At 69.2% G+C, this 25871-nt stretch carries 22 protein-coding genes; 8 read left to right on the top strand and 14 right to left on the bottom strand.

Annotated features, from left to right (window positions below; genetic code table 11):
• Positions 1-892: 892 nt before the first annotated feature.
• Complete coding sequence (locus G3I71_RS52980) at positions 893-1282, top strand: DUF6192 family protein (RefSeq protein ID WP_369335576.1); 390 nt, start codon at positions 893-895, stop codon at positions 1280-1282.
• 87 nt (positions 1283-1369) lie between these two features.
• Entirely contained in the window at positions 1370-2242 is an 873-nt protein-coding gene (locus G3I71_RS33510; protein ID WP_164320591.1) for a terpene synthase family protein, read from the top strand.
• 257 nt (positions 2243-2499) lie between these two features.
• Here G3I71_RS33510 and G3I71_RS33505 read toward each other — a convergent pair whose 3' ends face one another.
• Complete coding sequence (locus G3I71_RS33505) at positions 2500-3273, bottom strand: glucose 1-dehydrogenase (protein ID WP_164320590.1); 774 nt, start codon at positions 3271-3273, stop codon at positions 2500-2502.
• 512 nt (positions 3274-3785) lie between these two features.
• On the opposite strand from G3I71_RS33505, the gene G3I71_RS33500 reads away from it, so the two are divergent.
• Complete coding sequence (locus G3I71_RS33500; protein WP_164320588.1) at positions 3786-4727, top strand: RluA family pseudouridine synthase; 942 nt, start codon at positions 3786-3788, stop codon at positions 4725-4727.
• 18 nt (positions 4728-4745) lie between these two features.
• Here G3I71_RS33500 and G3I71_RS33495 read toward each other — a convergent pair whose 3' ends face one another.
• The 6 genes from G3I71_RS33495 to G3I71_RS33470 all read right to left on the bottom strand — a co-directional run bounded on the left by G3I71_RS33495 (position 4746) and on the right by G3I71_RS33470 (position 10447).
• On the bottom strand, positions 4746-6227 hold the full coding sequence (locus G3I71_RS33495; RefSeq protein WP_164320586.1) for a cytochrome P450: 1482 nt from the start codon (positions 6225-6227) through the stop codon (positions 4746-4748).
• 74 nt (positions 6228-6301) lie between these two features.
• Positions 6302-6922 (bottom strand): ATP/GTP-binding protein, encoded by a 621-nt coding sequence (locus G3I71_RS33490; RefSeq protein ID WP_164320584.1) that lies wholly within the window; start codon positions 6920-6922, stop codon positions 6302-6304.
• The gene (locus tag G3I71_RS33485) at positions 6903-7343 is read right to left on the bottom strand and encodes a DUF742 domain-containing protein (RefSeq protein ID WP_164320582.1); all 441 of its coding nucleotides are present in this window, start codon (positions 7341-7343) and stop codon (positions 6903-6905) included. Before G3I71_RS33485 ends, G3I71_RS33490 begins: the two co-directional genes overlap by 20 nt.
• The gene (locus tag G3I71_RS33480) at positions 7340-7747 is read right to left on the bottom strand and encodes a roadblock/LC7 domain-containing protein (protein WP_164320580.1); all 408 of its coding nucleotides are present in this window, start codon (positions 7745-7747) and stop codon (positions 7340-7342) included. The genes G3I71_RS33485 and G3I71_RS33480 overlap by 4 nt, the downstream gene beginning before the upstream one ends.
• Positions 7744-9483 carry a sensor histidine kinase KdpD gene (locus tag G3I71_RS33475; RefSeq protein ID WP_164320578.1) on the bottom strand — a complete coding sequence of 580 codons (1740 nt, stop codon included), beginning with the start codon at positions 9481-9483 and terminating at the stop codon, positions 7744-7746. Before G3I71_RS33475 ends, G3I71_RS33480 begins: the two co-directional genes overlap by 4 nt.
• Positions 9484-9811: 328 nt before the next feature.
• Entirely contained in the window at positions 9812-10447 is a 636-nt protein-coding gene (locus G3I71_RS33470) for a TetR/AcrR family transcriptional regulator (protein ID WP_164320577.1), read from the bottom strand.
• 217 nt (positions 10448-10664) lie between these two features.
• On the opposite strand from G3I71_RS33470, the gene G3I71_RS33465 reads away from it, so the two are divergent.
• From G3I71_RS33465 to atzF, 4 genes are all read left to right on the top strand, one after another.
• Positions 10665-11489, top strand: coding sequence for an urea amidolyase associated protein UAAP1 (locus tag G3I71_RS33465; protein WP_164320575.1), 825 nt, complete (start codon positions 10665-10667; stop codon positions 11487-11489).
• Positions 11486-12118, top strand: coding sequence for an urea amidolyase associated protein UAAP2 (locus G3I71_RS33460; RefSeq protein WP_164320573.1), 633 nt, complete (start codon positions 11486-11488; stop codon positions 12116-12118). The genes G3I71_RS33465 and G3I71_RS33460 overlap by 4 nt, the downstream gene beginning before the upstream one ends.
• Positions 12115-15630: a 5-oxoprolinase/urea amidolyase family protein gene (locus G3I71_RS33455; RefSeq protein WP_164320571.1), complete on the top strand. Its 3516-nt coding sequence runs from the start codon at positions 12115-12117 to the stop codon at positions 15628-15630. Before G3I71_RS33460 ends, G3I71_RS33455 begins: the two co-directional genes overlap by 4 nt.
• 220 nt (positions 15631-15850) lie before the next feature.
• Positions 15851-17524, top strand: coding sequence for an allophanate hydrolase (atzF, locus tag G3I71_RS33450; RefSeq protein ID WP_164320569.1), 1674 nt, complete (start codon positions 15851-15853; stop codon positions 17522-17524).
• Between the two features lie 174 nt (positions 17525-17698).
• Here the strand turns inward: atzF and G3I71_RS33445 are convergent, their stop codons facing one another.
• Positions 17699-20560: an RNA helicase gene (locus G3I71_RS33445; RefSeq protein ID WP_164320567.1), complete on the bottom strand. Its 2862-nt coding sequence runs from the start codon at positions 20558-20560 to the stop codon at positions 17699-17701.
• 180 nt (positions 20561-20740) lie between these two features.
• Between G3I71_RS33445 and G3I71_RS33440 the strand changes: the two genes are divergently transcribed.
• Positions 20741-21241: a hypothetical protein gene (locus G3I71_RS33440; protein WP_343243143.1), complete on the top strand. Its 501-nt coding sequence runs from the start codon at positions 20741-20743 to the stop codon at positions 21239-21241.
• 144 nt (positions 21242-21385) lie between these two features.
• On the opposite strand, the gene tatC is transcribed toward G3I71_RS33440, so the two are convergent.
• The 6 genes from tatC to G3I71_RS33410 form a co-directional block, all read right to left on the bottom strand.
• A complete protein-coding gene (gene tatC, locus G3I71_RS33435) occupies positions 21386-22345 on the bottom strand; it encodes a twin-arginine translocase subunit TatC (RefSeq protein ID WP_164320565.1) in 960 nt (319 codons plus the stop codon).
• 53 nt (positions 22346-22398) lie between these two features.
• Complete coding sequence (tatA, locus tag G3I71_RS33430; RefSeq protein ID WP_164320563.1) at positions 22399-22683, bottom strand: Sec-independent protein translocase subunit TatA; 285 nt, start codon at positions 22681-22683, stop codon at positions 22399-22401.
• A 258-nt stretch (positions 22684-22941) separates the two neighbouring features.
• Positions 22942-23136, bottom strand: a complete 195-nt coding sequence (locus tag G3I71_RS33425; protein ID WP_006379812.1) for a hypothetical protein — start codon at positions 23134-23136, stop codon at positions 22942-22944.
• 258 nt (positions 23137-23394) lie between these two features.
• Positions 23395-23688, bottom strand: a complete 294-nt coding sequence (locus G3I71_RS33420) for a hypothetical protein (protein ID WP_164320560.1) — start codon at positions 23686-23688, stop codon at positions 23395-23397.
• Positions 23685-24749 carry a WYL domain-containing protein gene (locus G3I71_RS33415; RefSeq protein WP_164320557.1) on the bottom strand — a complete coding sequence of 355 codons (1065 nt, stop codon included), beginning with the start codon at positions 24747-24749 and terminating at the stop codon, positions 23685-23687. The genes G3I71_RS33420 and G3I71_RS33415 overlap by 4 nt, the downstream gene beginning before the upstream one ends.
• 16 nt (positions 24750-24765) lie before the next feature.
• Positions 24766-25719 (bottom strand): YafY family protein, encoded by a 954-nt coding sequence (locus tag G3I71_RS33410; protein WP_164320556.1) that lies wholly within the window; start codon positions 25717-25719, stop codon positions 24766-24768.
• Between the last annotated feature and the right edge of the window lie 152 nt (positions 25720-25871).

Below are 25871 nucleotides of genomic sequence, written 5' to 3'. Positions count from 1 at the left end.
GCGTGATCGCACGCCATGACGAACACCGAGCGGGGGAAACAGGGCGCGCCTGGCAGTGCCGGTCGTCCGCGGCGGCTCGTGGTCCCGGAACATTTTCCTGGCCAGGAGAAGTACGGGACCTTCATGCACCGCATGACGGGATGCGCGGACTGCGGATACGGAAAAGTCCAGAGCGAGGAGGCGACCGAACTCCGGTAGGCGTACAAGAGACCTCGGCGTAAACACACATGAGCCTCGGGGCAAGCGCTCACGTCCGCGTCGGCTTCGGAAGGGGGTGCGCTCGGAGTACTCGATAGCCGCCGTGGGCGTTCACCGCCTTGATGACCCGCCGCACCGAAGCGACCCCGCCCGCTCTCGTGGCAGCCGAGGGCGAGAAACCGACGCGACGAAGGCCGGCGTGACGTCCAGTTACCGGAGTGCAGCACGTCAGGGACCGTCGAGATCGAACGTCCCGCCTCAGCAACGTTCCGCTGTCCCGACTGCCGCCGAACAAGCCTGACACAGGCGGCGCAAGGGGCGGAGTGGGATGTAGGGCCGCGCATGCGCCCGCTTCATGCGCCCGCTTCATGCGCCGGGGCATACGCCCTTTCCGATGGCCGAAAGCCACTGCATCCTGCGAAGTAATGGGCTATCAGGGCGAGTTGGCGACATGCTCGGGTGTCGCACCTGGGCCCGTGGGGGTGATGTCCGGGTGCCCTCGACAGTCGGCAGTGCGACCCGGGTTCGGCGCAACAAGCTGATCAAGCCGGGCGGGACTGGGTGGCCCATATGAGCAGCGCAAAGTGGCGTGCCGGGGATACGACTCTGGAGATGGACCCGATGCGGTTGTATCGTATGGGGGTGCGAATCCGTCCGGAAGGACGATCTGCTCACCGTCAGCGAGGCCATCCGGATGTTCGCCAAGGATGCAGTACTTGCTCAAACGTTGGCATGCGGCGACCGGCGGGTGTCTTCGCACCGGTCGAATATGCGTCGCCGGGCGTACGTTTCGTACACCACTCGCAAGGTCCTGGCCAACATCTCCGCTGAGCGTGAGCGTTTCGAGGCCCCCCGGCCCAACCCCAGCGGAGGTCCTCCGAGGTGGACGCGGAACAGCGCGCAACAGCCGGCAGGCTGGAAGATCAATTCTCCGGAGAACGTCCAGGACACGACGGAAACGATCCACGGCCCGACCACCGACGACGCGGTCGCTGCGGCAGTGAGGCGCCTGTCCAGTTCCGGGCTTCTATGCACTGCATTCCAGGGGGATACCCACCTCAAGTTCGTCAGCTACTCGTCGTGAGGAGACATCGCTATGCCACCTCTTGAGCTCGACGTTCCATTCGCCCTACGAACAAATCCACGACTGGCACATGCTCTGCCAGAACATGTGCAGCGGCTGCGGAACTTCTGTCTGCCGGAGAAGGTCTACCTGGCCCAGCGGTGCCCCGACATCGTCGGAGGGTGGTGGCCTGAGGCAAACGGAGAAGAACTGGACCTAGGGCTGGACTTCTTCGCCTGGCTGTTCCTGGTCGACGACGCCTTCGACGGCCTCAATGCTCAGGACGCGGAGAAACTGATCAAGACGTTCACCGGCGTCGTAGAGGGTGCCGGCGGCAACGGCGATGGCCGGGTCGACTTCTTCGCCGATGTGTGGGACCGCCAGTGCAAGGGGATGTCAGCCCGATACCGCAGGCGCGCGGCAGACAACTGGACAAAGGTGTTCGACGCCCTCCTGACGGAGGTTGTCAACATCGCGGAGAATCATTTCCCCACGATCGAGGAGTACCGAGATATCCGGTACCGGTCCGGATACATGCCCCCCATACTCGACATGACTGAGCGCCTACGGGGTTTCGAGTTGACGCCCGAGGTCTACGCCGATCCAGTGTTCCGAACCCTCTACGACGCGAATGTGTGGTGTCTCAACCTGGTCGATGACCTGTTCTCGTTTGAGAAAGAGGCAGCTCAGGGCGAGCCTCACAACATGGTGCTCGTCATCGAGCGTGAGCGTGGCTGCCCACGGCCGGAGGCAGTCAATGCGGTGGTGTCCATGCTGGGTGGACACCTCACTGACTTCCTCACAGCGGAATCCCATCTGTCTGCCGCGCTGGAAACTCGTGGCGTTTCGCTGACGGACAGGGCGAATACCTACGCTTTCGTCGACGACCTGCGATCGAGCTGCGCATCCTCCTACTACTGGTGCCGGAGTTCCCCCCGCTACACCGGGGAGATGGAGTGGCTGAGCTTCCGCGACGAATGAGCCAACACTGTTGGTATCCGCTGCATCAGTGGTCGGCCGCCCCCAACCAGAAGCGGCCGACAACATTCGGGATCGCAACCAGCGACGTGCCGCCGTCGGTCACCACGGACGACCAGGCGTATCACTCATGTATCTTCGGCGACCTCCACGCTCCCGCGGAATCACCGAACCTATGCCTGACCACCGAAAACGCCCCCATCAGGTTCGGAGGACAACAGCCGCTCAGGAGAGTCCCGATCCTTTCAACTTCAGGTGCGTCATGCCGCGGTCGCGCCTCCGTCGGCTGCCAGAGCTTGCCCCGTGATGAAGGAGGCGTGATCCGAGCAGAGCCAGGCTGCGGCCTGCCCGATTTCATCGGGACGGCCAACCCGGTCCAACGGCTGCATGGCGCGGGCCTGTTCCTCGCTGAGAGCGCCCAGCCGAATGGCGTCGTCAAGCATCGGAGTGCGGACCACTCCGGGGCATATGGCATTCACCCGGATTTCCTGAGAAGCACACTCGAGCGCCGCGGCCCGAGTGAGCCCGACCACCCCGTGTTTGGCCGCAACGTACGCGGAAAGCCCCAAACCTAATCCGACCAGGCCGGCGAGGGAGGAAGTATTGACGATGGCGCCTCCCGTAGCGGACATCTGGCGGATCTCAGCCCGCATACACAGCCACACTCCAGTGAGGTTGACTCCGATGACCTCCTGCCAGTTTTCCATCGAGGAATCGGCCAGCGGCTTGATCTGGCCATCGATCCCGGCATTGTTGAACGCGCAGTCCAAGCGGCCGAAGTGTGTCACGGCGGCCTCTACCATGGCGGCGACCTCGTCGGGCTGCCGTACATCGGTAGTGATGAAGTGGGCCCTGCCGCCTGCTCGTTCCACGAGTTCGACGGTCTTCTTGCCGCCCGCGGGGTCGATGTCTGCCAGCAACACCTGAGCTCCATGGGCGGAGAAGACCTGTGCTGCCGCACGGCCAATGCCCGAGCTTGCTCCGGTGATGAGGGCTGTCTTGCCTTCCAACAACTGGCTCTTGTCCGAATCCATGGAATACCCCTTCGCCGCGGTGGAGGCTCAAGAGTTGCCCCATCGCTCTGGAGAGCTATTGGCAAGCACGTTTCCAGGGGATTGACAGATGTGGTCAGCGGTGGCCGCGGTCGCGCCGACACGGAGTGGCGTCTCTTGGAAGACCGTGGCGGACGCGGCACCAAGGGCATGCCCAACAGCGGATGGCCAAAACGGCTCAGCCCTCGCCTTCCATGGGCACTGGGCGTGTCCGGACGGCGTGCAAGATCGCCGAACGCCAGAGCACGCAGCGCATGAGCTCGTAACACAATCTTATCGAGGTGCCCTGGTCGGGCGGGGCCGATGTGACGATCCGGCATTCGTGAGGTGTTGGTACTCGGCCACTACCTCTGCCGACAGGGTGGCTGAGTAGACCCACACATCTCATGAGGATCGTCAGCTGGAGGCGTTGCGCAAGGGTGTCCGCGGGAGGGCGCGACGCTTTTCGACATCGCCTCGCTCCCTGTCAGTGCACCCTCGTACGCTTGATCGTGATGAGACGCAGAAGCCCAATCCCTCCGTCCCCCCTGCCGCAGCACGAGGGGGTGGATCCGGTGCGCGTGCGGTTGCCTGCCGAGGACGAGTGGGCGACCGTGCGAGATCATCTCGTGGCGCGGCTGGCGGCCGAGGCCGGGGTGATCGACGGAATGCTCGACGCGGGGCGGATCGTGGACGTCGCCGGTCGTCCGGTGCCGCGAGACATGGCGTACGTGCCGGGTATGTTCGTGTGGTTCCACCGGGACCTGCCCGACGAGGAGCGGGTACCGTTCGAGGTCGGCATCGTGTACCGGGACGAGCACGTGGTGGTGGCCGACAAGCCGCATTTCCTGGCCACAACCCCGCGTGGAAGCCACGTCGCCGAGACGGCCTTGGCGCGACTGCGGAAGCAACTGGGCGTCCCGACACTCGGCGCGGCACACCGGCTGGACCGGCTGACGGCCGGGCTGGTGCTGTTCATCGTCCGGCCCGAGGAGCGCGGCACGTACCAGTCGCTGTTCCGGGACAGGCGAGTGGCGAAGGAGTACGAGGCCGTGGCATCGTACGACCCCGAGCTGGCCCTTCCCCGTACCGTGCGCAGCCGGATCGTCAAGGAGCGTGGGGTCTTGGCTGCCCGCGAATTCGAGGGCGAGCCCAACGCCGTCAGCCGGATCGAAGTTCTGGAGCACCGGAACGGGCGTGCCCGGTACCGGCTGACACCGCGTACCGGGCAAACGCACCAGCTGAGGGTGCACATGAGCACGTTGGGGGTGCCGATTCTCGGCGATCCCCTTTACCCCGTGGTGACCGGCCCCGTGGCGGTCGGTGACTTCCGGCGCCCGCTCCAACTGCTCGCACGGGTGCTGGAGTTCACCGATCCGGTCACGAGGCGCGAGCACCGGTTCGTAAGCCCACGCGTGCTGCGGGCCTGGTCGTCGTACGACGAGTGGGCCGGGTAGCCCCGGTGCCCGGTCGGCTCAGTCGCCGCGCCACCAGCGAAGGAGGCGCCGGAACACCCCTGGCCGGCCGGCCGGTTCGGGCGTCGCCGCCGGCGTCGGAGCGGCGGACTCCGAAGTTGTGAGCCCTGAAGCGGCAGGCTGCGACTGCACCGTTCCGACCTGCATGTTCTTCGCATGCTGCGGCGCGGCAGGGTTGATGGAGGGCTTCTGCGTGACGTCCTGCTGGGGCTTCGGCGCGAACTTCACAGGCAGTTCCACCAGGTGCTGGTTCGAGATGGACGCTCGCCAGCGCAGCTCGTGCTCTTCACAGTCGAGTTGAATGTCTGGAAGGCGGGTCAGCAGCGCATCGACGCCTACGTCGGCGATGGCGCGGCCGATGTCCTGGCCCGGACATTCATGGGGACCCCCACTGAAGGCGAGATGGGAGCGGTTGCCCTGCATGTTCGCCTTGAGGTTGGGACGCACGCGTGGATCGACGTTGCCCGGCGCGATGCCCAGGAGGAGGCCGTCTCCCTTGCGGATTCGCTGTCCACCCAGCTCGGTCTCCTGCTTGGCGAAGTAGCCCAGGATGGAGCTGAACGGTGGCTCGTCCCACAGGGACTGCTCGACCGCCTGGGGCACCGTCATCTGGCCACCGTTGAGCTGGGCGCGGAACCCCGGGTCGGTGAGCACGACCCGCAGTACGTTGGCGAGCAGGTTGGCGGTGGTCTCGTACGCGACGATCAGGACGACGCGCAGGTGCTGACCGACCTCCTTGTCGTTGAGCTGCGCCGGGTGGTTGATCAGCTGGCTGGTGAAGTCCTCTCTGGCTTCGGCTCGGCGGCGGACCGTGAGTCGCGTCAGCACGTCCATGATGTACGCGTTACTGGCGATGGCGGTCTCAGTGCCCTTGAGCATGTCGCGAGCGGCATGCACGATCCGGTTGTTGTACTCGTCGGGCATGCCGAGGATCTCGCACATCACCGCCATCGACAGGTGCTCGCAGAACTGGCTGACCAGGTCGGCGCTGCCGTCCTCGCAGAATTTGTTGACGAGGAGCTGAGTCGCGCGGTTGATGTGGCGGCGGAGGCCCCGGTGGTCGATGGTCGACATGGCACCGGTGACCGCTCCGCGCAACCGCAGGTGCTCGTCGCCTTCGGCGTGGCAGCAGATGGGCTCCCAGGCGATGTGCGGCATGAGCGGGTGATCCGGCTTGACCGTGCCGTCCTGCAAGGCGGTCCACAACCGGGTGTCCCGGCTGTACTGCGAGGGGCTGCGCACCATGTGCATGTTCTCGCCATGCCCCAGCACCACCCAGACCGGCACATCGTCATGAAGCAGCGCAGGCGCCACCGCGCCGTGCTCGGCCCGCAGTTTTTCGTACACGGCTCCCAGGTCCTCGGCCTCGGGGCCGTACAGCCGACGCAGTCCGCCGGGACCGGTGCCGTGGGCGGGGCAGCCGGGGGGCGGGCTGAGGGCGGTGTCGTCCGTGTCGGTCAGGGAGTGGTGCTCAGGCGTCACAGTGATCGCTCCGAAACTGAGGTGGATCCGGTGTCAGAAGAGTTGGTGGTGTGCTGGGTGGTGAGGTGCCGTCCTCAGACAGGCGTCTTCGTCATCTCCAGCGAGTGCAGAAAACGCATGAGCGTCATGAGCGTGTCCCGGCTGGAGGCCCGGCGGCGGGCGTCGCATTCCACGATGGGGATCTCCGGGGCCAGGTCGAGGGCCGCGCGCAGGTCCTCGACCGGGTAACGGGGCGCGTCCGGGAAGGAGTTGACGGCGATGACGAAGGGCACGCCCCGCTCCTCCAGCCGCCCTATGACGTCGAAGCTCACTTCCAGGCGCCGGGTGTCGATCAGGACGACCGCGCCGAGGGCGCCTTCGAACAGGCCGTTCCACAGGAACCAGAAGCGTTCCTGGCCCGGGGTGCCGAACAGGTACAGCACCAGTTGGTCGGTGATGCTGATGCGGCCGAAGTCCATGGCCACGGTGGTGGCGGTCTTCGAATCGGAGCCGTAGTTGTCGTCGACGCCGATACCGGCCTGCGTCATGGTCTCTTCGGTGGTCAGCGGCCTGATCTCGCTGACCGAGCCGACCATGGTCGTCTTGCCGACGCCGAACCCGCCCACGATGACGATCTTCACCGCGGCCTGGGTGGTCTGCGGCAGGCGGTCCTCGGTCCGTGGACCCGTGATGGGGTCAGAGCTTTTGAAGTCCATGCATCACCGCTTCGAGGAGGGAACGGTCGGCGAGCGACTGACTGATGAGCGGGTCGCGCGCCTGGACCAGTTCAGCCGTCAACAGCTCGGTGAGCAGGACGGTCACCACGCTGAACGGCAGGTTGAGGTAAGCCGAGAGCTCGGCCACGGACAGGGGTGCCTTGCACAGGCGGAGCAGCGCCGACTGCTCCGGTGGGGCGGAGGGCGGGGGCTCGGCGCACGCCACGATTAACGTGACAAGGTCGAGGGAGGCGCGTTCGCCGCCCTCAGCCGCGCCGGTGAGCACATAGAGCCGTTCCGGGTTCTTGCGCTTCCCCTTCTTGCTCTCCGTGCCCTCCGTGGCCGCCGCGCTCTCGTAGTGAGACTCCGCCGGAGGGTCCTGCTTGGTGGGGTAGCGCCGCCGGCGCTGCGGAGGAGTCATACGGTCTGCCCGTTCCGCCGGGGCGGACTGGTGAGATGGGCGCCGATCCGGACCACGAGGTCGCGCATGTGATTGCTCATGTTGCCGGGTTCGGCGATCACGTTGGCGAGGACCGCGAGATAGGCGTTGGGGCCGGCGGCCATCAGGTAGAAGTAGCCGCCCTTGACCTCGATGATGACCATGCGCATGGTGCCGTCGCTGTCGGGGATCTCGTGCGCGACGGCGCCCGCGAGGCTCTGCAGGCCCGCGCAGGCGGCTGCGACACGGTCGGCGGCGTCGGGGTCGCCCCCGTAGCGGGCGATGCGCAGGCCGTCGGCGGAGAGCACCACGATCTGCTGGATACCCGGAACGCCGTCGGCGAGCTCCTTGAGCATCCAGTCGAAGTTGGCTCGCTGCGAGATCACTTGAGGTCCCCCTCGTCGTCGGCCTCGGCATGGGCCGGCTGCTGGTTGGTCGCGCTGGCTGCGGTCGGGTCTTCCCGGTGGCCGCCGAAGGCCGCCCGGTCGTCCCGGTGGCCGTCGCGGGCCCTGGAGCCGGCGGCCGGGAACGCGCTGAAGTCGACCGCGTCGTCCGGGTGACCCGAAAAGGTCGTCGGGTCGTCGGGGTTCCTGGTGAAGGCCGTGGGGTCCGGGTCGCCCTTGAGGCCCTCCATGAACGCCTCGACCCACAGGCCCGGCAGGGGTTCTTCTTCCTGCTTCTGCGGCTCGGGCTCCCACAGTTTGCGGAGCTCCGGGTCGGCCTCCATCTCGGCCTCGGCGGCCCTGGACCGGGCGTACCGCTCGCTGAGCGGGGTCTTGACCCGGCTGCGGCGCTGCGGCAGACCGTTCTCGGTCCACTCGGTGACCTCCGGGACGTCGTCCTCCATGGAGACGGAGGCCGGGATTCGCGGGCCGGTCGTGGGGCGGCGCTTCTTGGGCGGTCGCTTGGGACCTTCCAGTGCACCGAGTTCGATCTTGGGCGCGGCGGTGGCACCGATGCCGTGGGCGAGGCCCGGGGCGGGGTCGCTGGTGAGCATGTCGGACGGCACGACCAGAACGGCGCGGACACCGCCGTACGCGGACTGCCTGAGCGAGATCTGCATCTTGTACGAATCACAAAGGCGCCCCACAACCGCGAGGCCGAGGCGCGGGGACTCACCGAGGTCGTTGAGGTCGAAGCCGGCCTGAGCGCGGGCGATCATGCCCTCGGCGCGCTTGCGGGACTCCTCGCTGAGGCTGACGCCGGCGTCCTCGATCTCGATGGCGATGCCGGTCTGCACCTCGGTCGCCGTGACGTGCACCTTTGTGTGGGGCGGCGAGTAGCGCGTGGCGTTGTCGAGGAGTTCGGCCGCCGCGTGGATGAGCGGCTCGACGGAGTTGCCGTCGACGTTGACCTTCGCGATGGAGGTCAGATCGATGCGGCGGTACTCCAGGATCCGGGACATCGCGCCCCGCAGCACGCTGTACAGCGCGACGGGCTGGGGCCACTGGCGTCCGGGACGGCCGCCGCCGAGCACGGAGATGGAGTCGGCGAGGCGGCCGATCAGCGCGGTGCCGTGGTCGATGCGCAGGAGGTCGTCGAAGACCTCGGGGTTGCGGCCGTGGTCCTCCTCCATCTCCCGGAGTTCGTTGGCCTGCTGGTGGACGATCGCCTGAACGCGCCGGGCGATGCTGACGAACGCGCGCTGCGATCCGTCCCGCATGGCCTCCTCGCGGTCGATGACCGCCAGGATCTGCTCCAGCAGTTTGCGCTGCGGGACCGGGAGTTCGCGGTACGGAGAGTCCGGCCCACGCAGTTCGCGAATCACCCCTGTGGGTGAACCGGCGCCGCGCAGGAGATGAAGCCCGTACGGCAGGACTTCCTTGCCGAACCGGTCGAAGTCCTCGTCGTGGGCGGCGATGCGCCGCTCCAGATACGCGGTGTGACGGGCGTGCTCGGCCCGCAGGGTACGGACGGTACGGCCGCGGCGGACCACTTCGGCGGCGACCGCGACGACCAGGACCGTGGCGATGGCTCCGCACCAGCCGACGGCGGCGCGGGCCGGCCCCGTCACCAGGGCTACGGCGGCTCCGGTCGCCCCGGCCATCGCTATGGCAGGTAGCAACAGCACGCGCGCGTAGGGAAGTTCACGGCCACCGGGAGGCGATTGAACACTCACCATGTATGCCCTCTGAGACAAATCGACTGGGGTTGGGGGAGCTTGCTGTGGGGTACGTCTGGGGATTGTCTGGATCTTCGGTATTTTTGGGAACAAGCGCACGAATACATACCAACTCGGCGCGCTGCGGGCGAGCTTAGTCCGACGGGATCAACGCCGTGTCATATTCGGCAACCCTCTGAAACGCCCCCCACAAGTGGAGTACTCTCGGTCCATTTGCACACTGCGGATGCAATCGCACACAATGCGTCACGACATACAGGCGTACGAGAACCACTCACCGTGACGGGTGAACGCGGGCCTCCGGAAGCCTCAGAGGCCGCCGCGGCCCTCAGATACCGGCGATGCGCAGCGCCGCGTCCGCCGTGGCTTCCGCGAAGGCGGAGACCGGGCGCTCGGGGTCGGAGCGGTGCACGAGGATGACGCCCTCGATGAGCCCGAAGAGCAGATCCGTCCGCAGGTCCAGCTCACTCTTGGCGAGCGCGCCTCCGGCGTCCGTCGCGGCGAGCAACTGCCGGTAGGTGTCCTTGAGTTCGGCCCGCACCGCATGGAAGCCGGCGAAGCGTTCGGCGCGCACCTCGGGGAGGAGGTAAAGGCCGCCGAGGTTGTGCGGGCCGCCGCAGAGCAGCTCGACGTCGGTGCGGCACAGCTCCCACAACCGGCCCTCGGCCGGGGTCACGTCGTCGGCGAGCAGCCCTCGGGCGTAGGTCAACGAAGGGGTGACGGTGGACTCCAGGAGCTCGGCGAGCAGCTCCTCCTTGCCGGAGACGTAGTGGTACATGGACGCCTGCCGCATCCCCGCCCGCTCGGCGATGGTCCGGGTGGTGGTGGCCGCGTAGCCGCGCGTGGTGAACAGATCGGCGGCCGCGGTGAGCAGTTCGGCCCGTGGGGTGAGCCCGCTGTCCGGCCGCTGCGAGACGCGCGGCCTGCCGACCCGCCGTCCGCCCGGCCCACCCGTCGTTCCCATGTGTTCGATCCTCGCATACCGCCCGGTCCGATGATCTCGGTGAGCAATCGGTAACCAGGTGGCAACACCCGGGCAATTCCAGCGTCTCGCCCTCCGCCTAATTTCTGTCGCGCGACAGAAATTAGACAGCAGGACAGGCGCAAGCACCACGAGACGCAGTAACCAGACGCAGTACGAGAAGCAGAAGCAGTACGACTTCGGAGCCGGAGGACCCCCGATGGGGACATCGACCACGTACGGAGCCCGCGACCACGCCCGCGCCCAGGAGGGCGCCCGGGCCGAGGCCATGCCCGTCGTCCCGGCCGCCGACTGGCCCGCGCCGCCCTGCGCGGCGGGCCATCTGGTGTGGGCCGAGACGGTGGCGGGCGGCAACTACACGCACCGGGTGCTGGCCCGCGGCACCGAGCTGCGCCTGACCGATCTGCGCGGCGACGCCTGCGCCCATCTGCTGCTCTTCGCCGCGGACCGGCCCTGGGAACGGCTGAACGTCGCCGACACGGTCAAGGTCCAGTGGAACGCCTACCTCGGCGAGGGGCAGTTGCTGCTGTCCGACCAGGGCCGTGTCCTCGCCTCGCTGGTCACCGACACCTCCGGGCGCCATGACGCGCTGTGCGGCACCTCGACCCTCGTACGCAACACCGGCCGGTACGGCGACGGCACCCCGCAGTCGGCCTCTCCCGCCGGCCGCGAGCTGTTCAAGCTGGCCGCGGCCAAGAACGGCCTCCAGCCGCGCGATCTGCCGCCCTCGCTCTCCTTCTTCCAGGGCGTGGAGGTACGCGAGGACGGCGCCCTCGACTTCACCGGCTCGACCGGCCCGGGCGGCAGCGTGACGTTGCGCGCCGAGCAGGACGTCACGGTGCTGATCGCGAACGTCCCGCACCCCGCCGACCCGCGCGACGACTACGTCAGCACCCCGCTGGAGGTGCTGGCCTGGCGCGCCGGAGCGACCGGCCCCGGCGACCCGCTGTGGGAGGCCACTCCCGAGGGCCGCCGCGCGTTCCTGAACACCGCAGAATTCCTTGCCGCGAGGGGGCTCGCATGACCACACCGATCATCCGGAAGACCGTCGTTCCGGCCCGCGCCGCCTGGTCGTCGGTCGTCCGCGCGGGCGGGACGCTGACCATCACCGACCTGCACGGCAACCAGGCCGTCGACTGCCTCGTGTACGACGCCCACGACACGTCCGTGCGCTACAGCGCGCCCGACACGATCCACGCGCAGGGTGGCATCTTCCTCACCACGGGCAGTGTCCTGATGTCGAACGAGTACACGCCCCTGATGACCGTGACCGCCGACGACGTCGGTCGGCACGACACGGTCGGCGGCGCCTGCTCCAAGGAGTCGAACACCCTGCGGTACGGCCACCACACCTGGTCGCAGCACGCGTGCGTGGACAACTTCCTCGCCGAGGGCGCCCGACACGGCCTGGGCAAACGGGACCTGGTCTCCAACATCAACTGGTACATGAACGTGCCGGTGGAGAAGGACGGCACGCTGGGCATCGTCGACGGTCTCTCGTCGCCGGGGCTCTCGCTCACGCTCCGCGCCGAGTGCGACGTCCTGGTCCTCGTCTCCAACTGCCCCCAGATCAACAACCCCTGCAACGGCTTCGACCCGACCGAGGTGGAGATGACCATCACCGAGGCGGGCACCCTGGCAGGCCCGGAATGACCTTCGACACGCTGCTGGTCGCCAACCGGGGCGAGATCGCCGTGCGCATCATCCGTACGGCACGGGAGCTGGGCCTGCGTACGGTCGCGGTCTACTCCGACCCCGACCGCTCCGCCCCGCACGTCCGGCTCGCCGACGAGGCGGTACGGCTCGGTCCGGCGCCCGCGAAGGAGTCGTATCTCGACGCCAGCCTGGTGCTGGCGGCGGCCAAGGAGACGGGCGCGGGGGCGATCCACCCCGGGTACGGCTTCCTGTCCGAGGACGCGGACTTCGCGCGGCGCTGCGAGGACGCCGGGATCGTGTTCGTGGGGCCGACGCCGGGGCAGCTGGAGCTGTTCGGCGCGAAGCACACGGCCCGGGCCGCGGCCGAGGCGGCGGGCGTGCCCCTCGCACCCGGCACGGGGCTGCTGGCCTCGCTCGACGAGGCGTACGAACGGGCCGCCGCCATCGGCTATCCCGTGATGCTCAAGGCGACCGGCGGGGGCGGCGGCATCGGCATGTCGGCCTGCGCCTCGGCCGCCGAACTCACCGACGCCTGGGAGCGGGTGCAGCGCGTCGCCGCCGCGTCCTTCTCCTCGGCCGGTGTCTTCCTGGAGCGGCTCGTCGAACGCGCCCGCCATGTCGAGGTACAGGTCTTCGGCGACGGCGAGGGCCGGGTCGTCACCTTCGGCGACCGCGACTGCTCGCTCCAGCGCCGTAACCAGAAGGTGGTGGAGGAGGCCCCGGCACCCGGGCTTCCCGCCCATGTACGTGCCCAACTAGCCGACTCCGCAAGCACGTTGTGCGCTTCCGTCGGCTACCGCTCCGCCGGAACAGTGGAGTTCGTGTACGACGCCGCCCGCGAGGAGGCGTACTTCCTGGAGGTCAACACCCGGCTCCAGGTGGAACATCCGGTCACGGAGGAGATCTACGGCGTCGACCTCGTCGCCTGGATGCTGCGGCTGGCCCGCGGTGAGCGGGACGTCGTCCAGGACCCGGGCACCCCCCGAGGTCACGCCGTCGAGGCCCGCGTCTACGCCGAGGACCCCTCGCGCGAACACCGTCCCAGCGCAGGCCTGTTGACGCGGGTGGAGTTCCCTGGCGGGGTGCGGGTAGACGGCTGGGTGGAGACGGGCACCGAGGTGACCACGTCGTACGACCCGATGCTCGCGAAGGTGATCGCGTACGGCGCCGACCGGGAGCACGCGCTGCGCCGGCTCGACGAGGCGCTGGCCCGCACCCGGGTCGACGGCATCGAGACCAACCTCGGGCTGGTGCGGGCGGCGCTGGCGAACCGCGGCTTCCGCTCCGCGACGCACTCGACGGCGACCCTCACCGGGGTGAGCGATCCGACTCCGCGCATCGAGGTCGTCGCCGGCGGGACGCTCACCACGGTTCAGGACTGGCCGGGCCGCACCGGCTACTGGCAGGTGGGCGTGCCTCCGTGCGGCCCGATGGACGACCGTTCGTTCCGCCTCGGCAACCGCGCCCTGGGCAACGACGAGGGCGCCCCCGGCCTCGAATGCACCCTCCAGGGACCGTCGTTGAGGTTCACGCACCCGACGACGGTGTGCGTGACAGGGGCTCCGGCGCCGGTCACGCTGGACGGCACGCCGGTCGCGCAGTGGGAGCCGGTGACGGTACCGGCGGGTGCCGTCCTGGCGATCGGCGCGCCGTCGGAACAGGGCCTGCGGACGTACGTCCTGTTCGCGGGCGGCGGCCTGGAAGTGCCGCCGTTCCTCGGCAGCGCGGCAACCTTCACGCTGGGCAGGTTCGGCGGCCACGGAGGCCGGGCACTGCGCACGGGCGACGTCCTGCACGGCGGCGCGACGACGGCGGCGGGAGCCCCGGTTCCAACGACCGACCGCCCGGAGTTCACCGCGCCCTGGCACATCGGCGCCGTCGAAGGCCCGCACGCGGCACCGGAGTTCTTCACCGAGGAGGACATCCACGACTTCTACGCGGCCGACTGGAAGGTCCACTTCAACTCGGCCCGCACGGGCGTACGGCTGATCGGCCCCAAGCCCCGCTGGGCGCGCACGGACGGTGGCGAGGCCGGCCTGCACCCGTCCAACATCCACGACACGCCGTACTCCGTGGGCGCCGTCGACTACACCGGCGACATGCCGGTCCTGCTGGGCCCGGACGGCCCCTCGCTCGGCGGCTTCGTGTGCCCGGCGACCGTTCTCAGCACGGAACGCTGGAAACTGGGCCAGCTGCGCCCCGGAGACACGGTCCGCTTCGCACCCGTGGACACAACAGGCGTACGGCGGGCGGTGATTGTGGACGGGGGCGTACTGGCCAGGGACGGCGACATCACGTACCGCCGCAGCGGCGACGACAACCTGCTGGTCGAATTCGGGCCCATGCAGCTCGACTTGGCGCTCCGGATGCGCGTCCACGCCCTGATGGAGGCGGTGACGGAGCTGGACCTCGACGGGGTCACCGACCTGACACCGGGCATCCGCTCCCTCCAGATCCAGGCGGACCCGGCCCGGCTCCCCCAGCCCGAACTGCTCGGCGCGATACGGCAGACGGCGACGGCACTGCCTTCCGCAGACCGCCTCACGGTTCCCTCCCGCACGGTCCACCTCCCCCTCTCCTGGGACGACCCAGCGACCCGCGAGGCCATCGCCCGCTACATGGCGGGCGTCCGCGACGACGCTCCCTGGTGCCCGTGGAACATCGAGTTCATCCGCCGTGTGAACGGTCTGGACTCGGTCGACGACGTCTATCGCACGGTCTTCGAGGCGGAGTACCTCGTACTGGGCCTGGGAGACGTCTACCTGGGCGCCCCGGTGGCCACCCCGCTGGACCCCCGTCACCGCCTGGTGACGACGAAGTACAACCCGGCCCGCACCTGGACGGCGGAGAACTCGGTGGGCATCGGCGGCGCCTACCTCTGCGTCTACGGCATGGAGGGCCCCGGCGGCTACCAGTTCGTCGGCCGTACGACCCAGGTGTGGTCGGGCTGGCAGCAGCGCGGCGCGTTCGAGCCGGGCTCACCGTGGCTGCTGCGGTTCTTCGACCGCATCAAGTGGTACGCCGTCGAGCCCGACGAACTCCTCGACCTGCGCGCCGACATCACCTCGGGCCGCTTCGTCCCCCGCATCGAGGAGGGCGTCTTCTCCCTGGCGGAGTACGAGGAGTTCCTGACGGAGAACGCCGAGTCGATCGCGGAGTTCCGCTCCCGCCAGGGCGCGGCCTTCTCCACGGAACGGGACGCCTGGGAGGAAGCGGGCGAGTTCACGGGGGCGGAGTCGGCAACGGCACCTGCCGAGGCCTCCCCCGAGGTGACGGTCCCGGTCGGAGGGCATCTGATCGAGGCCGAATTCGCCGCGTCGGTATGGCAGTTGAACGTGTCCCCGGGCGACGAGGTGACAGCGGGCCAGCCGCTCCTGGCCCTGGAGGCGATGAAGATGGAGTCCCGGATACACGCCCCGATAGCAGGCGTGGTCCACGAGATCCTGACCAGGCCCGGCGCGCAGGTGGAGGCAGGCACGGCGTTGATCATCCTGACTCCGAGCAAGTGATATGCGGCGTGTATAGCATTTCGCCCCCGGCGCCACTTCCAGCCCGTCTGGGGGTCCCCCCTCTGGGGGAGTTTGAGGACGAGGCCCCTTCAGGGCCGAAGCGGGGGTCTGGGGGCGCAGCCCCCAGGGACAGGCCGGGTAGGGGCGGCGGGGACGAGAAACCCCTCGCCCACCCGCCCGCAGCCGACAGCACCACCCCAGCCCACCTCAAGGAGCACAGATGTCGACCCTGACCCGAGTCCGTACGGCCTACGCCCGCATCGACGCCGTAGCCCGCCCCGAGGTCTGGATCGACCTACGCCCGCAGACCGAGGTCGAGGCGGAAGCCACCCGCATCGACGAACGCCTCGCCGCAGGCGACCACCTCCCCCTGGCCGGCAGACTCTTCGCCGCCAAGGGCAACATCGACGTCCAGGGCCTCCCCACCACCGCCGGCTGCCCCGCATACGCCTACCACCCCGAGGCCGACGCCCCGGTCGTCGCCCGCCTCAAGGACGCCGGAGCCCTCCTCCTCGGCACCACCAACCTCGACCAGTTCGCCACCGGCCTGGTCGGCACCCGCTCCCCCTACGGCCCGGTCCGCAACGCCCACGACCCCACCCGCATCAGCGGCGGCTCGAGTTCCGGCTCAGCCACAGCCGTGACGCTGGGCCTCGTCGACTTCGCCCTCGGCACCGACACCGCCGGCTCCGGCCGTGTCCCCGCCGCCTTCAACGGCATCGTCGGCCTCAAGCCCACCCGAGGCCTGGTCCCCACCACCGGCGTCGTCCCGGCCTGCGCCTCCCTCGACTGTGTGACCGTCTTCGCCCGTACGCTCCCGGAGGCCGAGCAGGCACTCGCGCACATGGCGTCCCCGCCCGCCCGCGACCTCCCGCCGCTCCCCCAGCGCGCCCCCGGCCCCTGGCGCGTGGCGGTACCGCCGCTCGCCCAACTCGGCGAACTCGACCCGGGCTGGGCACAGGCGTACGAGGCCACGGTGACGCAGCTCCGCACGGCGGGCGTCTCCGTGCGCACGCTCGACCTCACCCCGTTCACCGAGGCCGCCGCGATGCTGTACCAGGGCGCGTTCGTCGCGGAGCGCTACACAGCGGTGGGCACCTTCGTCGACAAGTTGCTCGCCGAGGGTGGTGAAGCGGGCGCGACTCTCGACCCCACCGTCGCCGGCATCATCACCCGTGCCCGCGACGTCCCCGCCCACCAGCTCTACGCCGACCAGGAGCGGCTGACCACCCTGCGCACCCGCGCGCTCGCCGAACTGGCCGACGCAGACGCCCTGTTGCTGCCCACGGCCCCCGGCCACCCCACCCTCGCCGAGGTCGCCGCCGACCCGCTGGGCGCCAACGCCCGTCTGGGCCGCTTCACCAACTCCACCAACCTCTTCGACCAGGCCGCGGTCGCCGTGCCCGCGGGCGAGGTGGACGGTCTCCCGTTCGGCGTGATGCTGATCGGCCCGGCGTTCACCGACGAGCGGCTCGCCACGATCGCCCGCCTGCTCCAGCCCGAGGCCCGTCTCGCGGTGGTCGGCGCGCATCTCGCGGGCCAGCCGCTCAACCCCCAACTCCTCGCCCTGGGCGCCCGGTTGGAACGTACGACCACGACGGCACCCGTCTACCGCCTGCACGCGCTCCCCACGACCCCGCCGAAGCCGGGCCTGGTCCATGTCGGCGAGGGGGAAACCGGCGGGGCGTCCGTCGAGGCGGAGGTATGGTGTCTCCCCGCCGAAGGCCTCGGCCACTTCCTGGCCGCCCTCCCCCGCCCGATGGCCCTGGGCCGCGTCGAACTCGCCGACGGCACCCACGTATCCGGCTTCCTGTGCGAACCGGCCGCCCTCGAAGGCGCCGAGGACATCACGACGTACGGCGGCTGGCGCGCGTACCTGAACGACCGCCGCTGACCACCACGGCCCCGAACACCCGATCGCAACCAGCGCGCTCGGATACACGGGAACCCGGCAGCACACGCGCACCTCGATGGAGCGCGGCCTGAGCGGTGGGTGCGAGCAGACACAGAGAACCCGCACGCACCCACCGAGCAGAACCACAACCGCCGGATCACGACCCGCCGACGGCTACCCCACGGACGAGTACGCCACGACCCCCCGCAGCAGCCCCTCCACGGCCTTGCGCGCGTTCTTCGCGACCGTTGACCCCTCTACGCCGGAGACCGGCGCCGCGGCCGAGATCTGCCCGAGGACGTCGATGACCTGCTTGCACCACCGGACGAAGTCGCCGGCCGGCATCTCCGCCTCGCGCAGCACCTCGTCGAGGCCCTTGCCGGAGGCCCACTCGTAGGCCGCCCAGGCGAATCCGAGGTCCGGCTCGCGCTGGCCTACGCCCTCGCTCTGGGTGATCCGGAACTCCTCCTCCAGCGCGTCGAGCCGGCCCCAGATGCGGACCATCTCGCCGAGCGCGGCCTTGGCCTTGCCGGACGGCACCTTGGGTGCCATGGCGTCGTCGGCGACCCGGGACTCGTACACCAACGCCGAGACACAGGCGGCGAGTTCGGCGGGTGACAGCCCCTCCCACACACCCGCGCGCAGGCATTCGCTGGCCAGCAGGTCCAGCTCGCCGTAGAGCCGGGCGAGCCGCTTGCCGTGCTCGGTCACGTCGTCGCCCTGCAGGTAGTCCAGCTCGGTGAGCAGGGCGACGATGCGGTCGAACGTACGGGCGATGGTGTTCGTACGGCCCTCGATGCGCCGTTCCAGCTGCGAGGTGTCGCGCAGCAGCCGGTGGTAGCGCTCGGCCCAACGGGCGTGGTCCTCGCGGTCGTTGCAGCCGTGGCAGGCATGGGCGCGGATCGCGGTGCGCAGCCGGGCGATCTCCCGGTCGTCCGCCGCCTGGGCACGCTGCTTGCGGGCCCGCTCGGGCGGGACGTGCCCGGCCTTGGTGCGCAGCGCCGAGGCGAGGTCGCGGCGGGACTGCGGCGAACGCGGGTTGAAGGACTTGGGGACCCGCATCCGCTCCAACGGCTCGACGGGCACGGGGAAGTCCATGGACGCCAGCCGCTTCACCTGCCGTTCGGCCGTCAGCACCAGCGGCCGTGGGCCGTCGTGCTGCTCGAAGCCGCGGTGGCCGTTGGACCGGCCGGCGGGCAGTCCGGGGTCGAGGACGAGAGCGAGGCCCGCGTACTTGCCCGTGGGGACGTGGATGATGTCACCGGGCTTGAGCTTCTCCAGCGCGACGGCGGCCTCGGCACGCCGCTGGGCTGCGCCCTGCCGGGCCAGGTCGGTCTCCCGGTCCTTGAGGTCACGGCGCAGTGCCGCGTACTCCTCGAAGTCGCCCAGGTGGCAGGTCATGGACTCCTTGTAGCCGTCCAGGCCCTCCTCGTTGCGCTGCACCTGCCGGGAGATCCCGACGACCGACTTGTCGGCCTGGAACTGCGCGAACGAGGTCTCCAGCAGCTCGCGAGAGCGGTGCCGCCCGAACTGGTCCACGAGGTTGACCGCCATGTTGTACGACGGCTTGAAGCTGGAGCGCAGCGGATACGTGCGCGTGCCGGCCAGTCCCGCCAGGTGGTCGGGGCTCATCCCGCGCTGCCACAGCACCACGGCATGACCCTCGACGTCGATGCCACGCCGCCCCGCACGCCCCGTCAGCTGGGTGTACTCGCCGGGGGTGATGTCGGCATGCTGTTCGCCGTTCCACTTGACGAGCTTCTCCAGCACGACCGAGCGGGCCGGCATGTTGATGCCGAGCGCGAGGGTCTCGGTGGCGAAGACGGCCTTCACGAGGCCTCGCACGAAGAGTTCCTCGACGACCTCCTTGAACGTCGGCAGCATGCCCGCGTGGTGGGCGGCGATGCCTCGCTCCAGGCCCTCCAGCCACTCGTAGTACCCGAGGACGTGCAGGTCCTCGTCGGGGATGGAGGCGGTGCGCTCCTCGACGAGGGCACGCACGCGTTCCCGCGCCTCGTCGTCGTTCAGCCGCAGTCCCGCGTACAGGCACTGCTGTACGGCGGCCTCGCAGGCCGCGCGGCTGAAGATGAACGTGATGGCGGGCAACAGGCCTTCGTTGTCGAGCCGTTCGATGACTTCGGGGCGCCCCGGCGTCCACACGCGTGAGCGCGATCTGCGCTCCCGCTCACGGTCGGCCTCGCGCATGGCACGTCCGCGTTTGCGGTCCTGGAAGGAGGGCCGCTGGGCCTCCATCCGCGCGAGCCGGGTGAGGTCGGGGTTGACGGCCTTCCTGCTGCCCTCGCCCTCCTCGAAGAGGTCGTACATCCGGCGTCCGGCGAGCACGTGCTGGAACAGCGGCACGGGCCGGTGCTCGGAGACGATCACCTGGGTGTCGCCGCGCACGGTGTCAAGCCAGTCGCCGAACTCCTCGGCGTTGGACACGGTCGCCGACAGCGAGACGAGGGTGACCGACTCGGGGAGATGGATGATCACTTCCTCCCACACGGCGCCGCGGAAGCGGTCGGAGAGGTAGTGCACCTCGTCCATCACCACGTAGCCGAGGCCCAGGAGGGTCTGCGAGCCCGCGTACAGCATGTTCCGGAGCACCTCGGTGGTCATCACGACCACCGGGGCATCGGAGTTGACACTGTTGTCGCCGGTGAGCAGGCCGACCTTGTCCGCGCCGTAACGACGGCACAGGTCGGAGAACTTCTGGTTCGACAGGGCCTTGATGGGTGTCGTGTAGAAGCACTTCTTGCCCTGCTGGAGGGCGAGATGGACGGCGAACTCGCCGACGATCGTCTTGCCCGAACCGGTGGGGGCGGCCACCAGCACGCCCTTCCCGGCTTCGAGCGCCTGGCAGGCCTCGATCTGGAAGGGGTCGAGACCGAAGTCGTACATCTCGCGGAAGGACGCGAGTGCGGTGGCCTGCTCGACAGCGCGCTTCCGTGCTGCCGCATACCGCTCGGCCGGTGAGAGGTCCTCTGTCATCGTGCTTTCGAGACTACCGGCCCCCACTGACAACAGGACGATCATTATCCGGATGACCTGTGCCCATACTGCGGTCTCCTGACCCACAGACCGTCAGCAAGCGCTTGCAGATCCCCATCCCAAGAACCTTGACGCCACTCTTGACTGTCATGAAAGATCACAAACCGATGAGCGCACTTACGTGCGCATGTCACGCCCGACGCAGGACCGAACAAGGGGGATCTTGTGAAGTACACATTCGCGCGCCTGACCAGCACGGCGGCAGCGGTCGGCATGGTGGCCGTGGGCGCCGTGGCGCTGACGCCCGGTTCGGCCATGGCAGCCGCAGCGACCAAGTGCAGCAGCCAGCAGCACAAGGAGTTCGACACGGTCGGGGTCAACCTCGATCTCTACGTCACGCTGTGCGTGCACCGCACGGCCGGCAACGACTACTACGCCTACGCCGACATCGCCTGGTCGGACGGCGGTGGCGGTGCGAGCAGCGGCATGGAGAAGCTCGTCCTGAACCTCCGCCTGGAGCGGAACGACGCGGACTTCGAGAACGAGAACGTCAGCATCGCCGGGCGAGTCAACTACGCTATCGACGGCTCCACGCGGGTCGTCGGCAGCACGTACCACAGCGCCACCACAGGCGGCTGGACCGCCGACGGTAGCGTCGCCTGGAACATCCAGAACGACGGTGACGGCGGCGGCACCTGGTCGCTGGGCGGTTCGCCCAGCATCTGACATCGGATCACAGGAAGCACCACGAGGAACAGCAGCGGCCCATCGCTCGGCGATGGGCCGCTGTTCGTTCTCCCTGTCCGTACTCCCGCTCCACCGGGGAGCACCGTCACGGTGCCCACAGGCTCAGGAGGAGCCGACGCCGTCTCAGGTCACGTCGTCATAGCCGTTCACCCGTTCCGTGCCCGTCTGTTCGGGCAGTGCGGCGCGGCTGGCGGAGACGGGCTCGATCTCGTCGATGTCCTCAGGGGTGAGGTCGAGGTCGGAGGCCTCGTCGTCGTCCGGTCCCTCCGCGTCGCGGCGGGCACGGCGCCGGTCGTTGGCCAGGGCGATGGCCGACGCGCCGAAGTACATGACCCAGATGGGGCCCGCCAGCGCCAGCATGGAGATGGGGTCGGTGCTGGGGGTGGCGAGCGCGGCGAACACCGTGATGCCCATGATCATGCCCCGCCACCAGCCGGCCATCTTCTTCCCCGAGAGGACGCCGCCGAAGTTCAGCATCACCAGCAGCAGCGGCATCTCGAAGGAGAGGCCGAAGACGAGGATCATCCGCATGATCAGCTGCAGAAGGTCGTCGAGAGGCAGCTGGTTGTCGCTGCCGATGATGGAGAACTCCAGCATCACGGACGCCATCTTGGGCAGTGACCAGTAGGCGAAGTACGCCCCCATCAGGAACAGGGGGAACCCCGCCGCCACGAAGCCGAGGCTGTACTTCTTCTCGTTCCGGTGCAGGCCCGGCGCCACGAAACCCCAGAGCTGGTAGAGCCAGACCGGGGTGGCGAGCACGACGCCGGACGACAACGAAACGGTGAGCGCGAGCGTGAAGGGGCTGAGCAGACCGTTCTGCACGATGCGCGCGCACTGGGTCGTGTCAGTGGTGGCCTCGGACAGCTCCGCGAAGCTGTACTTGCACCCCACCGCATCCAGGATCGGGTCCGTGAAGAACTGGATGATGTCCTTGTAGAAGAAGGCCGCGATCACGGTCGTGACGACGATCGCCAGCAGGCTCTTCACGAGGCGGTTTCGCAACTCGCGGAGATGCTCCACGAGGGGCATCCGCCCCTCGGGATCCCTCTCCTTCTCCTTGTTGCGGGCAGACTTGAGCAACCCACGTCCTCATCTCGTGCGGCAGGCCGGAGGCATCCGGCCTTGCGTCAGCGTCAGCGCTTGGTCGTGTCCGTGGGCTCGGTGACCGGGCGCGCGCTCGTCACGTCACCGGGGGCGGCCTGGATGGTGCGCTGCACCGGGGGCTGCTCGTCGGTGTGCGGCGGGGCGGCGGGGGCGGGGTCCTGACCCTCGGACTTCATCGCCTTGGCTTCGCTCTTCAGGATGCGCGCGGACTTGCCGAGCGAGCGCGCCATGTCCGGAAGCTTCTTCGCGCCGAACAACAGGATGATGACGACGAGGATGAGAATGATCTCGGGGGCGCCGAGCCTTCCGAACATAAGTCTTTACCTTCTCACCGAGGCGGCTGGGTGGGGGTGCTGTCCGATCGTTCGGACAGGCGTCCGACCGTCGTGTTCACAGCGATCGTAACGCTCGGGGGTAAACCTGAGGCAATCCCTGTGCGTACTCCCGGTTTGCGGTCCGGGCCTCGTTTTCCGGCCGCGATCAGCAGCGTACCTGCCGACACCGACAAGGTGACAGGCCGAAGTCGCCCAAAACACATCAACCCGAGGACTCACAGGAGAGCCGCCGGACAGTCACAGCGCGTCCACAGAGCGTGCCGTGTGCACAGCGGCCCGCTCCAGGTCCTCGGCGGCCCGGTTGATGCGCCGCGCCGAGTCCGTGACCTGCCTTCCCAGGCGCTGCGCCTCCAGGAAGACCCGGACGGCGAGCACCCCGAGAACGGCGAGTCCCAGGAACCCCACAGCGATCGCGAACATCGGCCAGAACATGGCGCCGAGCCTAGCCCCTCACGTTTCCCACCCTCACCTCAGCGGCGGCCGGGGCACCTCCAGCCCGTCCGGAGTTTGAGGACGAGGCGGCCCCTTCAGGGCCGAAGCGGGGGTCTGGGGGCGCAGCCCCCACAGTGGGGTCCCCCCCTCTGGGAAGGCTGGGAAGGATGGGAAGGATGGGAAGGGTAAGGGCGGCGGGGGCGAACAACCCCACCCCTGCTCCGCGGCAGAGGAACCGCATATCTCGCGGAGCGCTCCTCACGCCGGCCCGGCCAGTCGCAGCGTCCTGACGCCGCCGCCGGTGAGCAGCTCGACGACGCGCTCGCCGGCCGGTTTGCGGACGGTCACGTCGCAGTCGGGGCAGGTGAAGGAGTAGAAGGTGGTCCGGCTGGTGGCGCCGATGGCCAGGCGCAGGGAGCCCGCGGTGAGCTCGAAGTTGCCGCGGCAGTCCGGGCAGGCGGCCCGGAACACCACGGGTGCCACCCTTCTCATCCCGGCGAAGGCCGCGGCCACGGTCATGTCCCGAACACCTGACATCGGAGACTCGCTCAACGCTCCTGCTCCCGCCTGTCGTACAGCCCGTCCTGAACTCCGTGCGCCCTGGACGTCGGCGACCGCGTCCCAGGGGCCTGCGGGCCGTCGTACGCCGCCAGCGCCTCCTGGGCGGCCTGCCGGGCACTGTCCGCCAGGTCCTGCGGCGAGACGATGCGCCCGTCGCGGCCGAGCCGCAGTGCCAGGCGTCGCAGCGACGCCGGTTCCGGGGTGCGCAGAGTGATACGCAGCCCGCCGTCGGGAAGCTCATCGGCGCTGTCGTGCGGGTAGTACTCGGCGACCCAGCGCCCGCCGGGCCCGACCTCGACGACCACCTCGGGATCCTCGGCGGCGGGCTGCACCAAGCCCTCCGACAGGTCCCGCAGCTCTATCTCGGGCGGCGCGGCCGGCTCGTCCAGGATCCTGATCTCGGCGACCCGGTCGAGGCGGAAGGTGCGACGCGCCTCGGAGCGCCGGCACCAAGCCTCCACATAAGTGTGTCCAACGCTGACCAGGCGGATCGGGTCGATCTCCCGTTCGGTGAGCTCGTCACGCGCGGGCGAGTAGTAGCGGATCCAAAGGCGGCGGCGCTCGGAGATCGCCCGGTCGACGTCCGCGAAGACGCCGCCCTCCGACTCGAAGGTCACCGACAGCCGCGCGCTGGCCCCGGCGGCCTCGCCGGCCGCCGTCTCCACCTTGGCGGTGGCCCGCAGCAGCGCCTGCCGGTCGCCCTCGCGCAGCCCGGGCAGCGTGGACACCGCGCGGGCGGCGACCAGCAGTGCGGTCGCCTCGTCGGCGGCCAGTCTGAGCGGCTCGGCGGCCTCCTCGCCGAGGGCCGCGGGGTTGTGCCACCAGATCCGGTCGCCGTCGGTGTCGATGTCGAGCAGGTCGCCGCCGCGGAAGCTGGTGCCGCACATGGGCAGCACGTCCAGGTCCGAGACCAGCTCGTCCTCAGTGATCCCGAACGCACGGGCGACGTCGCTGACGCGCGCGCCGGGCCGCTCGCGCAGATACGTGACCAGGGACAGCATCCGCCGCGTCTGGTCGATGGCGTTCACGGGCCTGGCCGGTTTGCCTGCCACTTGCTTGTGCTCTCCCTCAGCCCTTGGCCACGGCGCGCAGCCGGTCCACCACGTCGGCACGCAGCTCGGCCGGTTCCAGGACCACCACGTCGGGCCCGAACTCCACCAACCAGGCGTCCAGCCCGTGCCCGTACGGAATCTCCAACTCGTCCCAGCCCTCGCCGAGTTCCCGCACCTGGGACGCCTTCGCCCGAAGGGGGTAGCCGGCGCCCGCCCGCAGCCGGATCAGCGCGGAACGGTCGGCGCCCTCTCCCGCCCAGCTGGCGACGGTCTCGCGGACCGTGACGACATCGGGCACGTCGGCGGTGAACTTCGCGCTCCGGCTGCGGACCTTGCCGGTGATCCGCGACAGGCGGAACACGCGTTCGGCGCCCCGGTCGCGGTCCCAGCCCGCCAGATACCAGTGGCCGCGCCAGCACTCCAGCGCCCACGGCTCCACCTGACGGGGCTCCGGGCGGGCGGCGGTGGCCTTGCGGTAGTCGAAGGCGACCGGGCGGCGGTCCCGGCACGCCAGCATCAGCGGCTCGAAGGCGGCCTCGTGCACCGGGATACGCGGTTCCAGGGCGCCATGGGCCTCGTAGGGGTCGACATCCTCGGGCAGCCCGGCCGCACGCAGCTTCTGCAACGCGCCACTGGCCGCACCGGCGAGGCGGGCCTGCTGCCAGACCTTCGCGGCCAGGCCCAGGGCGGCGGCCTCCTCGGCATCGAGGGTGATGGGCGGCAGCCGGTTGCTGTCACGGCCGGCACGGTAGCCGACCTCGCCGTCGAGGTTCTCCACCGTCTCGATGACGAGCCCGAGTTCGCGCAGATCGTCCTTGTCACGCTCGAACATCCGGTTGAAGGAGTCGTCGCTGCCCGCCTCGAGGTAGGCCTCGATGGAGTCACGCAGCTCGCGCTTGCTCAGCGGCCGACGCGTTCCGAGCAGGCACAGCGCCAGGTTCATCAGCCGCTCTGCCTTGGCAATGGCCATCGACGCCCTTCGTCCTACCTATGGTGCTTACGACGGATGACCGTACCGCCCCGAAGTGGCGCGGCAAAAGCCGAGGGTCCATGCCCGGACAGGCATGGACCCAGAATGATCAAGTTCGGTCGAACCTCGTACCTATTTCGTACGACGATCCG

Origin of the sequence: Streptomyces sp. SID12501 (assembly GCF_010550245.1) — a bacterium.
Classification (GTDB): domain Bacteria; phylum Actinomycetota; class Actinomycetes; order Streptomycetales; family Streptomycetaceae; genus Streptomyces.
Note: the sequence above shows the minus strand (reverse complement) of the source record. Positions and strands in the feature narration are given on the sequence as shown.